The following is a 13,132-nucleotide window of genomic DNA, read 5'->3' as shown; positions in this document are numbered from 1 at the left end:
GAAGAGTATCCGATCAGTAGGGTGGGGGACCATGTGCGGAATCGTGGGGTACGTCGGATACCGGGATGCGCTGGGCGTTGTCGTCGACGCGCTGCGACGCATGGAGTATCGCGGATACGACTCCGCGGGGGTCGCGATCCTCGATGGAAACGGTGCTCTGGCGGTCGAACGTAAGGCCGGGCGGCTGGCCAATCTGGAAGCCGAACTGGGCGAGGCGGGGACCGAGCGTTTCGCCGGGTCGACCGGGATGGGGCACACCCGCTGGGCCACCCACGGCGCGCCGACCGACCGCAACGCGCACCCCCACCGCGACCTCGCCGGCAAGCTCGCCGTCGTCCACAACGGCATCATCGAGAACTTCGCGCCGCTGCGCCGCGAGCTCGAAGACGTGGGTGTGGAGCTGCTGAGCGACACCGATACCGAAGTCGCGGTGCACCTGGTTTCGCGCGCGTACGCCGACGGCCCCACCGCGGGCGACTTCACCGCGAGTGTCCACGCCGTGTTGCAGCGGCTCGAGGGCGCGTTCACACTGGTGTTCACCCATGCGGACCATCCCGGCACGATCGTGGCGGCTCGCCGGTCGACGCCGCTGGTCGTCGGGGTCGGCGAGGGTGAGATGTTCATCGCCTCCGATGTCACCGCGTTCATCGAGCACACCCGTGAGGCGGTCGAGCTCGGGCAGAACCAGGCCGTGGTGATCACGAAGGACGGCTACAGCGTCACCGACTTCGCGGGCAACACCGACGGGGTGGTCAGCCGGCCGTTCACCATCGACTGGGACCTCGCCGCCGCGGAGAAGGGCGGCCACGACTACTTCATGCTCAAGGAGATCGAGGAGCAGCCCACCGCCGTCGCCGACACCCTGATGGGGCATTTCGTCGTCGACGAGAAGGGCGGCCGGATCGTCCTCGACGAACAGCGCCTCGCCGACCAGGAGCTGCGCGAGTTCGACAAGGTGTTCGTCGTGGCGTGCGGCAGTTCGTACCACGCGGGCCTGCTCGCCAAGTACGCGATCGAGCACTGGACCCGGGTGCCGGTGGAGGTGGAGCTCGCCAGCGAATTCCGTTACCGCGACCCGGTTCTCGACCGGTCGACGCTGGTGGTGGCGATCTCGCAGTCCGGTGAAACCGCCGACACACTCGAAGCGGTGCGCCACGCCAAGGAGCAGAAGGCGCGCGTGCTGGCCATCTGCAACACCAACGGGGCGCAGATTCCGCGCGAGTCCGACGCGGTGATCTACACGCGGACCGGGCCCGAGATCGGTGTCGCCTCGACCAAGGCGTTCCTGGCGCAGGTGGCTGCCAACTATCTGGTCGGTCTGGCCCTGGCGCAGGCGCGCGGGACCAAGTACCCCGACGAGGTGGCTCGCGAGTTCGCCGAACTGGAATCGATGCCGAAGCTGATCGCCCGGGTGCTCGAGACCGCGCCACAGGTGCGGGCCATCGCGCGCGAGCTGGCGCATGTGCCGACGGTGCTGTTCCTCGGTCGCCACGTGGGTTATCCGGTGGCGCTCGAAGGCGCGCTCAAGCTCAAGGAACTGGCCTACATGCACGCTGAGGGCTTCGCCGCGGGCGAGCTCAAGCACGGGCCGATCGCGCTGATCGAAGAGGGCCTGCCGGTGATCATCGTGATGCCGTCGCCGAAGGGGCGCGCGGTGCTGCATTCCAAGCTGCTCAGCAACATTCGCGAGATCCAGGCCCGCGGCGCCCGGACGATCGTGATCGCCGAAGAGGGCGATGACACCGTGCGCCCGTTCGCCGACGACCTGATCGAGATCCCGGCCGCCCCGACCCTGTACCAGCCGTTGCTGTCCACGGTGCCGCTGCAGATCTTCGCCGCCGAGGTGGCCCAGACCCTGGGCTACGACGTGGACAAGCCCCGCAACCTGGCCAAGTCGGTCACCGTCGAATAAAGGCCCGACCCAGCCCCGCACATCCCGACCTCGAGGAGGGATCCGCCGCGCTGCGGCGGGTTCGCGGCCGTCCCGTCGATCAGGCGCCGTTGCGTAGGCGACGAAGGAGCAAGCAACGGTGCCTGATCGACGGGACCGGCGGGGCCGCGAACTCGAGCGCGCCAGCGCTCCTAAGACACAGTGATGGATCCGCGCATGTCGGGGTGCAGGGTGCACATGTAGCGGTAGGTACCGGGCTGGGTGAAGGTGTAGGACCATTCGCCCTTGTCGAAGATGGGACTGTTGAGGCCCATCGCCTTGTCGCCGATGCCCTGCACGTTGTGCGGGACCTTGTCGGAGAACTTCCAGGTCACCGTCTCGCCGACCTTGATGGTCGCGTCGGCGGGGGCGTATTTCATGTTGCCGACCTCGACCGTGAGGTTGGTCGGCGCGTGCTGTTGGGTGGTCGTGGTGGTGACCGGGCGGGGTTTGCGGGTTGTTGTGGTGGCGGCGTTTCCCGAGTCGCCGGAACAGCCGGCGGACAACAGGGCGGCGGCCACGACTAATCCGGCGGCAAACCGGGCGGATGCGGCGCGGTGACGAACCATCGACATGGGTGTGGAGCGTAGTCTGCGAGCGACCCCGGGCCGGTCGGCGGCCCGTTTTCGGGCGGCTGGGAGGCGACTATGTCGGATCGACGTGGCTACTACACCGTCGACGAGGTGCGGGCGGCGGAAGCCGAGCTGTTCACGCGGGTGCCCGTGGGAATGCCGATGCGGCGGGCCGCCTTCGGACTGGCCGGGGTGGTTGTCGACGAATTGCGGTCGCTGACCGGGGGCGTGGTCGGGCGAACCGTCGGACTGCTGGTGGGGTCGGGGGACAACGGCGGGGATGCGTTGTGGGCGGGGGCCTTCCTACGGCGTCGGGGCGTCCGGGTGTCGGCTGTTCTGCTGAATCCTGAACGGGCGCATCGGGAAGGGCTTGCTGCGTTGCGGGCAGCTGGGGGCCGGGTGGTCGATCGACTCGATGGTGTCGATCTGGTGATCGATGGGATCGTGGGGATTTCCGGACGGGGGCCTTTGCGGCCCGGGGCGGCGGAAATAGTTGCTGCCCTGGATGTTCCGATTGTCTCGGCAGATCTGCCCAGTGGGGTCGATCCGGATACGGGGGCACTGGATGGGCCCGCGGTGACGGCGGATGTGACGGTGGCATTCGGTGCGTACAAGCCGGTACATGCGTTGGCTGTGCCCCAGTGTGGGCGAATTGTGTTGGTGCCGATCGGGTTACGTCTTCCAGAGGCTGGGCTGGTACAGCTCGATCCAGGAGCGGTGGGGGCCGGGTGGCCGGTGCCGGGGCCTGCTGACGACAAATACAGTCAGGGAGTGACGGGGGTTTGCGCGGGCAGTGCGAAGTATCCGGGGGCGGGGGTGTTGTGCACGGGCGCCGCGGTGGTGGCGACCTCGGGGATGGTTCGGTATGTGGGCTCCGATACCGAGGTATTGGAGAAGTTTCCCGAAGTTGTCGCCAGTTCGTCGATTTCGGAGACCGGGAGGGTGCAGGCCTGGGTGTTCGGGCCGGGGGGTGGCACTGATCCGGGGGCCAGGGATCGGTTGGCCGAGGTGCTGGGTACTGATCTGCCGGTGTTGGTGGACGCGGACGGGTTGACGATTCTTGCCGAGGAACCGGGGCTGGTTCGGGGGCGATCCGGGGTGACGGTGCTGACGCCGCATGCGGGGGAATTCGCTCGGCTGACCGGTGGTGCGGTGGGGGCGGATCGGGTGGGGGCGGTGCGAAGGCTGGCTGATGAGTGGGGTGTGACGGTTCTGCTCAAGGGCCGGGCGACGGTTGTCGCTTCGCCGGGGCAGCCGACGCTGGTCAATGACGCAGGTGGGGATTGGGCGGCTACGCCGGGGTCGGGGGATGTGCTGTCGGGGATCATCGGGGCGTTGCTCGCCGCGGGGTGCGCGGCGGGGTGGGCTGCGGCCGCGGGGGCTCGGGCACATGCCTTGGCGGCGAATCTGGCTGCTTATGAGGGTCGGGCGGCGGGGGCTCCTGTTTCCGCTACGCCGTTGCTGGGGCATGTTCGGGGCGCGGTGCGGGTTTTGCGGGAGGTTGGTGGGGACGAGGGTTGGTAGCCCGGGACGAAGCCGAGCAGTGGTCGTCCCAGGACGCCCCACGTATGGCAGATTCGGCGGGTCCTGGCACGATCGGGGGTGTGAATGCGCAAGTGGAGACGGTCGTCGACTTGGATGCCATTGCTCACAATGTGCGGGTGTTGCGGGAGTACGCGCACGGGGCTGCTGTGATGGTGGTGGTCAAGGCTGACGGGTACAACCATGGGGCGGTAGAGGTGGCTCGGGCCGCGTTGGGGGCGGGTGCCCGGGAGCTGGGCGTGACCACCGTGGGCGAGGGACTGGCCTTGCGGGCGGCGGGGATCACGGCTCCTGTGCTGTGCTGGCTCAATACTGTCGACGCTGATTACGCGGGTGCTGTGGCGGGCGATCTCGAGATCGGGGTGTCGTCGCTGGCGCAGTTGCGGGCGGTGGAGCGGGCCGCGGTGGCGGCGGGGCAGACCGCGACGGTGACGTTGAAGGTGGATACGGGGCTCAACCGCAACGGGGTGTCGGTGACCGAGTATCCGCAGGTCCTGCGGGCTGTGCGGGGGCTCGTCGACGCGCAGGTGGTGCGGTTGCGGGCGATCTTCTCCCATCTGGCGCACGCCGATGAGCCGGGGCATCCGATGGTGGATCGGCAGCGGGATCGGTTCGTCGAGGCGATCGCGCTGGCCAAAGAGCACGGTCTCGAACCCGAACTCGTTCACCTGTCGAATTCGGCGGCCACCTTGACCAGACCAGATCTGCGGTTCGACATGGTCCGGCCGGGTATTTCGGTGTACGGGCTTTCGCCCATTCCGGAGCTCGGACAATTCGGTCTGAAGCCCGCGATGACATTCCAAGCGGAGGTCGCGTTGGTGAAACAGGTGGCGGCAGGGGAAGGCGTGTCGTACGGGCACCGGTGGATCGCACCGCGCGACACCACGATCGCGCTGGTGCCCGCGGGATATGCCGACGGCGTATTCCGTTCGCTCAGTGGATGTTTCGAGGTGTGGTTGGGCGGGGCCCGGCACCGTAATGTCGGGCGGGTGTGCATGGACCAGTTCATGGTCGACCTCGGCGACAACGCGGGCGGCGTGCGGGAGGGCGACCGCGCGGTGCTGTTCGGCGGCGGCGCGGGACAGCCACACGCGCTCGACTGGGCGCGGGCGCTGGACACGATCGATTACGAGGTCGTCTGCGCGCCGCGCGGCCGGGTGGTCCGCCGCTACGTGGGTACCGGCCGATGACCCGGCGCACGGTGATCCGGCGCGGTGGCCTGGCGACCGCGGGCCTGCTCGCGGGCCTCGCCATCGCCCATACCTTGCGCCAGATCGGCGCGCGGGTGATGTGGCCCGCCGAACGCGACGAATACCGCGACGAGAACTTCGCCCTGATCGACGAGGACGAACCGGGCATGGTGCTCGCCGACGACGGTGTGTCGCTGGCTACCCGCACTTTCGGCGACGACTCCGCCGAGGCCACGATCGTTTTCGTGCACGGCTTCTGCAACAGCATGGAGTCCTTCCACTTCCAGCGCCGCGATCTCGCGCGGCAGTGGGGGTCGCGGGTGCGGATGGTGTTCTTCGATCTGCGCGGACACGGACGCTCCGGCACACCGAGTACCGAGAGCTGCACGGTCGCCCAGCTCGGCCGCGACCTCGCCACGGTGATCCGTGAGTGCGCGCCGACAGGACCGGTGGTACTGGTCGGGCATTCGCTCGGCGGAATGGCCGTGCTCGCGGCGGCCGCGCAGTTCCCCGAACTGTTCGCCACGCGGGTGCGCGCGGTCGGGCTGCTGAGCACCGCCGCCGCGGAGGTGACCGCGACCGGGATCTCGCAACTGGTTCGGCATCCCGCGGTCGACGGCTTCCGGCTGGCGGTGCGGACCGCGCCGACGCTGGTGCAGTTCAGCCGCAGCGCGAGCAAGCACGTGGTGACGCCGATCCTGCACGTGAGCTCGTTCCACGGCCCCGTGAGTCCGACGCTGTCGCGCTTCACCACGATGATGATCGACCGCACGCCCGTCGGCACCATCGAAAAGTTTCTGAAAGCGATTGAGTTGCACGACGAGTCAGCCGCAATTCCCGTCCTGGGCGAGCTGCCGGTTTTGATTCTGGGTGGTGCGCACGACGTGGTGATCCCGTTCCGCAATTCCCGCGAACTGGCGGCGGAACTACCGGGCAGTGAACTGGTCCGGGTGCGTGAGGCGGCGCACATGCCGCACCTGCAGTTCCCCGAGGTGAGCCTGGCCGCACTCGACCGGCTGCTCGCGCGGGCGGGAATCATCGGCAGCCGCGGCGAGGAGGCCGTCGGTGGCTGACCCACACCAGCGCGTTCTCGACACTGTCGAGGACACCGAAGCATTCGGCCGCGAACTGGCGGCCACCCTGCGCCCAGGTGACCTGGTCGTGCTCGACGGCCCGCTCGGCGCCGGTAAAACCGCGTTGACCAGAGGAATCGCCGCCGGACTCGGTGTCGCGGGCCGGGTCAGCTCGCCGACGTTCATCATCGCGCGGGCGCACAAGGCCGGAGTGCGGCCGGACGGCACGCCCGGGGTGGCGATGGTGCACGTCGACGCCTACCGCCTCGCGGGCGACCTCGACGAACTGGACTCGCTCGACCTCGACACCGACCTGCACCACGCGGTCGTCGTCGTGGAATGGGGCAAGGGGGTCGTCGAACACCTCGCTGACCGGCACCTGCGAGTGCAACTCGCCCGGGAGCCGGAATCCGATGTGCGCACGGCGATCTGGGAATGGATCGAATAACGCGCGATCATGCGCGCACCGGTGCGCGCCGAGCGCCGATACCACCCGGTATTGTTGAGACAATCATGCTCGTACTAGCAGTCGACACCGCGACACCCGCCGTTACAGCGGGATTGGTGCACCTGTCACCTGCCGGTGAACCCGGCACCCGCCCCGCCGTGGCGACGCTCGCTGCCCGCGTGAAGGTCGACGCCCGCGCGCACGCCGAGGTCCTCACCCCGCAGATCCTGGAGTGTCTAGCCGCGGCGGGGGTGCGCCGCGACGAGCTCGACGCGGTCGTCGTCGGGCTCGGACCCGGACCGTTCACCGGGCTACGCGTGGGAATGGCCACCGCGGCCGCCTTCGGTGACGCGCTCGGGTTACCCGTGCACGGGGTGTGCAGTCTCGACGCCATCGCCGCCGACACCATCGGTGAGAAGCGAGATCCCGGCGAGCTGTTGGTGGTCACCGACGCGCGCAGGCGCGAGGTGTACTGGGCCAAGTATCTGAACGGGGCGCGGGTCGCCGGTCCCGAGGTGAACAAGGCTGTCGACGTGCCGGTGGGTGACGCCGCGGCGATCGCCGGGTCGGCCGCGCACGTGGACTTCTTCGATCTGCCGGTGCTGCCCAGCGAGACGCCCTCGCCTGCCGGGCTGGTCACCGTCGCGGCGCCGGCGTTGCTGGCGGGAGAGACACCGCAAGCGCTGGTGCCGTTGTATCTGCGCAGGCCCGATGCGGTGGAGAACAGCTTCCGAACCCTCGACCGGACCGGGGCGTGAGTGCCGTGACCGAGTACCTGATCGCTCCCATGACGCTGCCCGACATCGACCGCTGCGTCGAACTCGAGCACCTGCTGTTTCCCGAGGACGACCCGTGGCAGGCGGTGTCGTTCCGGTCCGAGCTGGCCGGCGGGCACAACCGCTACATCACCGCGCGCACCGCCGACGGCGTGATGGTCGGCTACGCGGGCATCGCGCTGCTCGGTGACGACGCCCATCCCGAGGCCGAGGTGCACACGATCGGCGTCGACCCGGATTGTCACCGGGGCGGCATCGGCACGCTGCTGCTCGAAGCGCTGCTGGCGACGGCGGCCGAACGCGGCGGGCCGGTGTTCCTCGAGGTGCGCACGGACAACGCGCCCGCCATCGCGATGTACGCCAAGCACGGGTTTCACATCATCGGGCTGCGCAAGAACTACTACCACCCCAGCGGGGCCGACGCGTACACCATGCGCCGTCCGGAACTCACCGCCGCGGCCGATGAATGGGCCGCGCGCGGCCGGCAGGACGAGGTGTTGTCGTGATCGTCATGGGGATCGAAAGCTCGTGCGACGAAACGGGAGTCGGCATCGTGCGCCGTCATTCCGATGGCTCCGTCGAGCTGCTCGCCGATGAGGTGGCCTCGAGCGTCGACCAGCACGCCCGCTTCGGCGGCGTGGTGCCCGAGATCGCCTCGCGCGCACATCTCGAGGCGATCGTGCCCGCGATGCGTCGTGCGCTGGCGACCGCGGGGATCAGCAAGCCGGACGCGCTCGCCGTCACCATCGGGCCGGGGCTGGCCGGTGCGCTGCTGGTGGGGGTGGCCGCGGCCAAAGCCTATGCGGCGGCGTGGGATGTGCCGTTCTACGCGCTCAACCACCTCGGTGGGCACGTGGCGGTCGATACGCTCGAGCACGGGCCGATGCCGCCCGCGGTGGCGCTGCTCGTGTCCGGTGGGCATACGCACCTGTTGCAGGTCACGGATCTGGGTGAGCCGATCACCGAACTCGGCAGCACCGTCGACGATGCCGCCGGGGAGGCGTTCGACAAGGTCGCGCGGCTGCTCGGTCTCGGCTATCCCGGTGGGCCCGCCCTCGACGCGGCCGCCGGCTCCGGTGACGCGCGGGCGATCGCCTTTCCTCGCGGGATGACCGGGCCCCGTGACGCGCGCTACGACTTCTCCTTCTCCGGTCTCAAGACCGCGGTGGCCCGCTATGTCGAGGCCGCGCAGCGTCAGGGCATCACGCCCGACCAGCTGCCGATTCCCGATATCGCCGCGTCCTTTCAGGAGGCGGTGGCGGATGTGCTGACGATGAAGGCTGTCCGGGCGGCGACCGACGTCGGCGTCGACACGATCGTTCTCGGCGGCGGCGCCACCGCGAACTCGCGGATTCGATCACTGGCCGAAGAGCGGTGTGCTGCGGCGGGTTTGACGCTTCGGGTGCCCAAGCCGCGGCTGTGCACGGACAACGGTGTGATGATCGCCGCGCTGGGCGCGCATGTGATCGCGGCGGGCGCGCAGCCTGCGGAACTGACTGTCGCCACCGATCCCGGGCTGCCGGTCTCGGTGAGCGCTCTGCGCGGCTAGCACCCGTCCTGCCTGGCCGCACGGCACCCTGAAGAACCCGCCACCGGTCCACCCGGCGCGGTGCGCGCGTTAATCGGCTGGCGGCAACGGGATTTCGTCGGTCGTGGTGGCCGACGGAATCGGGAGGGTGCTGTTGGCGGGGGCCTGCGTGGGCGAGGTGTTGGGGGTGGAGGGACGCTGTCTGCCGCCACCGGAGGAGCCGCTGTCCAGGGGGCCGAGCGGAGACTCGGGGTAGGGAATCTGCGGGAGGTTCGGATCGGGGCGCAGGGTGGGGGCCGTTGTCGAGGTGGGCGCGGAGGGTGTGGCGGCGCTCGTGCTCGGCGCCCCGGTGGTGGCATTCGGTGCTTCGGTCGCGGGCGGTGCCACGGTGGCGCCGGTGCGTTCGGTGCTCTCGCGATTGGCGGGGGTGGGTGCCGGGGACGGCACCGGCGGTAACGGGGATTGACGCACGGTGCTGCTCGTGCCGGCGGGAGTCACATCGGGGGCGTCGGGCGACACTGCTTGCACGCCGTAGCCGATCACCAAGCCGACCACCACGACCGCGCCGACGAGGGTGCCGACGACCTTGGCGAAGGTGCCACTCGGTGCGTCGGCGTGCCCACCGCCCGGCAGTCCGGACGGTGCCGCGGCGTCGGCGACCAGCGCCGCGCCCTTGGCGATGACGGCCTCCGGGTCGGGCACGGTGAGCACGGGGACATCGAGGCGTGATTCGAGAATGTCGATGACACACGGGATATTGGCGCAACCGCCGATCACGGCGACGGCGTCGGGGTACTTCGGCGCGCGGGTGAACACCGACGACGAGAACAGCGCGATATTGCGCAGGAGGCCGTCGATGAGCTCCTCGAAATCGGGACGGGTGAGCTCCAATCCCTGTCCCGCTACATGATCGATGGTGACGACGGGTGCCAGCGACAGGTGTTCCTTGGCCGCGCGGCCGCGGTTGGTCAGTGTGGTGCGGTTGGGCCGGGTGCCGCGTCGGGCGTAGTGCAGGTCGACCAGGTGGTGGTAGATCAGCTCGTCGATCGCGTTGCCGCTCAGCGTCGGCGTGCGTTCGGTGTGCAGCACCACGTTGTCGGTGTAATCGGCCACGGTGACGGTGAGTCCGGTCGCGCCCAGGTCGATCACGGCGACGGTGGGGTAGCGGTCGAGCAGTCCGGTGTGGCGCAGATAGGCGAGGGCGGCGGCGCCCTCGGTGACGAGCCGCAGATCACGGTGGCGCGTGGTGGCGGCCCGAATGGCTTGTGCCTGTTCTTTGTTGCGGTAGGCGACGGCGACGCTGGTCGGTGGACGTGATCGCGCCGAGTCGGCGCGACGGTGGCCGCCGGAGTAGCGCCCGAGCGGTTCGCCTGCCATCGCCACCTGTGACACCGGCAGCTGGGTGGTCATCAATTCGATCGAGGACGACACGAGATCGCCGAGGTCGGAATGTGCCTCATCTGCGGAAACGACCCGGTAGTCGAAAGTCTGCTCGCCCGCGGGCCCCGTCGCGACCAATGCCGAGCACACCACCTCGTTCCCGGCCGAGATGCCGAGGGATGTTCGCATGTTCACCTCCCTTCAAGCCGATGGTGCTCTCCGAGCGGATGGCGCCTTCCTGTGCTATGTCACAGCCTGTTATGCGAACGTTACAGATTGTGGCAGGCGATGTGAAGATCACTGGCCAGTGTGGGCGTGTCGAAAATGCGACGTCGGCAGAACCCGACCTTGAGTGCTGGCACTCTCGCGTATAGAGTGCTAGTCGGCACGTACTAGATGGGCATTGCGTAGCTGTACTAGTGCCAAGTCGACTTCTGGGCTTCGGCTCCGGCACCCGCGACGACGGGGCTGTGCGCAGGGTCGCGAGCTGACCGAAACCCGGTCCGGGACACCAGTTCCGGACAACCGAATTTCCCCTGAAAGTGGAGGGCTCAACGTGGCGAGCGTGAACATCAAGCCGCTCGAGGACAAGATCCTCGTCCAGGCCAACGAGGCCGAGACGACGACGGCCTCCGGCCTGGTCATCCCGGACACGGCCAAGGAGAAGCCGCAGGAGGGCACCGTCATTGCCGTCGGAGCGGGCCGCGTCACCGATAAGGGTGACCGCATCCCGGTCGACGTCAAGGAAGGCGACGTCGTCATCTACAGCAAGTACGGCGGCACCGAGATCAAGTACCAGGGTGGGGAATACCTCATCCTCTCGGCGCGCGACATCCTGGCCGTCGTCACCAAGTAAGGCCAACGCCGCATCAGCGTTCCGCCCCGGCGTCTTCACAGGCCCGGGGCGGATTGCGTTCACAAACAGGAGCTGAATCCTCTTATGCCCAAGCAGATCGAGTTCGACGAAAAGGCTCGCCGGGCTCTGGAACGCGGTGTCGACAAGCTGGCCGACGCCGTCAAGGTGACCCTCGGCCCCCGCGGCCGGCATGTGGTGCTGGCCAAGGCTTTCGGTGGCCCCACCGTGACCAACGACGGTGTCACCATCGCGCGTGAGATCGACCTCGAGGACCCCTTCGAGAACCTCGGCGCACAGCTCGTCAAGAGCGTCGCCACCAAGACCAACGATGTCGCGGGCGACGGTACGACCACCGCCACCGTGCTGGCCCAGGCGTTCGTGCGCGGCGGCCTGAAGAACGTCGCCGCGGGCGCCAACCCGATCACCCTCGGCCAGGGCATCGCCGCTGCCGCCGAGAAGGTGTCGGAAGTGCTGCTCGCGCTGGCCACTCCCGTCTCCGGCGAGAAGGCCATCGCCCAGGTCGCCACCGTTTCCTCACGTGACGAGGAGATCGGCGAGATGGTCGGCAAGGCGCTCACCACGGTCGGCAAGGACGGCGTCGTGACGGTCGAGGAGTCCTCGACCACGAACACCGAACTCGTCATCACCGAAGGCGTGCAGTTCGACAAGGGCTACCTCTCGCCCTACTTCCAGACCGATCCCGAGACCCAGCAGGCCGTGCTCGAGGACACCTACGTCCTGCTGCACCGCGACAAGATCAGCTCGCTGCCCGATCTGCTGCCGCTGCTCGAGAAGATCGCCGAGTCCGGCAAGGCCGTGCTGATCGTGGCCGAGGACGTCGACGGCGAAGCGCTGTCCACCCTGGTGGTCAACTCGATCCGCAAGACCATCAAGGCCGTCGCCGTGAAGGCGCCGTTCTTCGGTGACCGTCGCAAGGCGTTCCTCGACGACCTGGCCGTCGTCACCGGTGGCACCGTGATCAACCCCGATCTCGGCGTCACCCTGCGCGAGGCCACCATCGAGCAGCTGGGTCAGGCGCGTCGCGTCGTCGTCACCAAGGACGAGACCGTGCTGATCGACGGCGCGGGCTCCGACGAGGACATCAAGGGCCGCAGCGCGCAGCTGCGTCGCGAGATCGAAGCCTCGGACTCCGACTGGGATCGCGAGAAGCTCGAAGAGCGGCTGGCGAAGCTGGCCGGTGGCGTCGCGGTGATCAAGGTCGGCGCTGCCACCGAGACCGCGCTCAAGGAGCGCAAGTACCGCGTCGACGACGCGGTGGCCGCCGCCAAGGCCGCGGTCGAGGAGGGCATCGTCCCCGGTGGTGGTTCGGCGCTCGTGATCGCCGCTGCCGCACTGGGCGAGCTGCGTGACTCGTTCGCCGGCGACAAGGCCGTCGGTGTCGAGGTGGTTCGCAAGGGCCTCGAGGCGCCGCTGTACTGGATCGCCACCAACGCCGGCCTCGACGGTGCCGTCGTGGTCGCGAAGGTCTCCGAGGGCAAGGAAGGCTTCAACGCCGCCACTCTGACCTACGGCGACCTGCTCGCCGACGGTGTCGTCGACCCGGTCAAGGTGACCCGCTCCGCCGTGGTGAACGCCGCCTCGGTCGCGCGGATGATCCTGACCACCGAGAGCGCCATCGTGGAGAAGCCGGCCGAGGCCGACGACGACCACGGCCACGGTCACTCGCACTGATCGGGTAAACGGAAGGCCCGCTGCTGATCATGTGATCGGCGGCGGGCCCTTCTTGTTTGTTGGAGCGCTGGCGCGCTCGAGTCGCGGCCCTGAGGGGCCGCCGGTTAGCCACCGGGGCTTGCTCCTTCGTCGCCTACGCCCCGGC

At 68.7% G+C, this 13,132-nt stretch carries 12 protein-coding genes; 10 read left to right on the top strand and 2 right to left on the bottom strand.

All coding sequences use genetic code 11. The annotated features are described in order from the left end of the window. Nucleotides 1-31 precede the first annotated feature (31 nt). Complete coding sequence (gene glmS / locus ACWGCN_RS33620) at nucleotides 32-1,912, top strand: glutamine--fructose-6-phosphate transaminase (isomerizing) (RefSeq protein ID WP_452460187.1); 1,881 nt, start codon at nucleotides 32-34, stop codon at nucleotides 1,910-1,912. A 170-nt stretch (nucleotides 1,913-2,082) separates the two neighbouring features. On the opposite strand, the gene ACWGCN_RS33615 is transcribed toward glmS, so the two are convergent. Continuing rightward, nucleotides 2,083-2,505, bottom strand: a complete 423-nt coding sequence (locus ACWGCN_RS33615; protein ID WP_378996949.1) for a plastocyanin/azurin family copper-binding protein — start codon at nucleotides 2,503-2,505, stop codon at nucleotides 2,083-2,085. A 72-nt stretch (nucleotides 2,506-2,577) separates the two neighbouring features. Between ACWGCN_RS33615 and ACWGCN_RS33610 the strand changes: the two genes are divergently transcribed. The 7 genes from ACWGCN_RS33610 to tsaD all read left to right on the top strand — a co-directional run bounded on the left by ACWGCN_RS33610 (nucleotide 2,578) and on the right by tsaD (nucleotide 9,080). Then, the gene (locus ACWGCN_RS33610; protein WP_452460188.1) at nucleotides 2,578-4,026 is read left to right on the top strand and encodes a bifunctional ADP-dependent NAD(P)H-hydrate dehydratase/NAD(P)H-hydrate epimerase; all 1,449 of its coding nucleotides are present in this window, start codon (nucleotides 2,578-2,580) and stop codon (nucleotides 4,024-4,026) included. A gap of 44 nt (nucleotides 4,027-4,070) precedes the next feature. Then, nucleotides 4,071-5,234: an alanine racemase gene (alr, locus tag ACWGCN_RS33605; protein ID WP_452460189.1), complete on the top strand. Its 1,164-nt coding sequence runs from the start codon at nucleotides 4,071-4,073 to the stop codon at nucleotides 5,232-5,234. Continuing rightward, nucleotides 5,231-6,307: an alpha/beta fold hydrolase gene (locus tag ACWGCN_RS33600; protein ID WP_452460190.1), complete on the top strand. Its 1,077-nt coding sequence runs from the start codon at nucleotides 5,231-5,233 to the stop codon at nucleotides 6,305-6,307. Before alr ends, ACWGCN_RS33600 begins: the two co-directional genes overlap by 4 nt. Next, nucleotides 6,300-6,755 (top strand): tRNA (adenosine(37)-N6)-threonylcarbamoyltransferase complex ATPase subunit type 1 TsaE, encoded by a 456-nt coding sequence (gene tsaE / locus ACWGCN_RS33595; protein WP_056818220.1) that lies wholly within the window; start codon nucleotides 6,300-6,302, stop codon nucleotides 6,753-6,755. Before ACWGCN_RS33600 ends, tsaE begins: the two co-directional genes overlap by 8 nt. A gap of 65 nt (nucleotides 6,756-6,820) precedes the next feature. Then, nucleotides 6,821-7,513: a tRNA (adenosine(37)-N6)-threonylcarbamoyltransferase complex dimerization subunit type 1 TsaB gene (gene tsaB, locus ACWGCN_RS33590; protein ID WP_378996942.1), complete on the top strand. Its 693-nt coding sequence runs from the start codon at nucleotides 6,821-6,823 to the stop codon at nucleotides 7,511-7,513. A gap of 29 nt (nucleotides 7,514-7,542) precedes the next feature. Further along, a complete protein-coding gene (gene rimI, locus ACWGCN_RS33585; protein WP_378996954.1) occupies nucleotides 7,543-8,037 on the top strand; it encodes a ribosomal protein S18-alanine N-acetyltransferase in 495 nt (164 codons plus the stop codon). Next, entirely contained in the window at nucleotides 8,034-9,080 is a 1,047-nt protein-coding gene (tsaD, locus tag ACWGCN_RS33580) for a tRNA (adenosine(37)-N6)-threonylcarbamoyltransferase complex transferase subunit TsaD (RefSeq protein ID WP_378635322.1), read from the top strand. The genes rimI and tsaD overlap by 4 nt, the downstream gene beginning before the upstream one ends. A 69-nt stretch (nucleotides 9,081-9,149) precedes the next feature. On the opposite strand, the gene ACWGCN_RS33575 is transcribed toward tsaD, so the two are convergent. Continuing rightward, nucleotides 9,150-10,628 (bottom strand): Hsp70 family protein, encoded by a 1,479-nt coding sequence (locus ACWGCN_RS33575; RefSeq protein ID WP_378996936.1) that lies wholly within the window; start codon nucleotides 10,626-10,628, stop codon nucleotides 9,150-9,152. Nucleotides 10,629-10,995: 367 nt separating this feature from the next. On the opposite strand from ACWGCN_RS33575, the gene groES reads away from it, so the two are divergent. Together groES and groL are read left to right on the top strand one after the other, a co-directional pair. After that, a complete protein-coding gene (groES, locus tag ACWGCN_RS33570) occupies nucleotides 10,996-11,295 on the top strand; it encodes a co-chaperone GroES (protein WP_056818214.1) in 300 nt (99 codons plus the stop codon). Nucleotides 11,296-11,379: 84 nt separating this feature from the next. Further along, nucleotides 11,380-12,987, top strand: coding sequence for a chaperonin GroEL (gene groL, locus ACWGCN_RS33565; protein ID WP_379318164.1), 1,608 nt, complete (start codon nucleotides 11,380-11,382; stop codon nucleotides 12,985-12,987). Nucleotides 12,988-13,132 lie beyond the last annotated feature (145 nt).

The organism is Nocardia sp. NPDC055050 (assembly GCF_053608345.1).
This window is presented reverse-complemented; position numbering and strand designations above follow the sequence as displayed.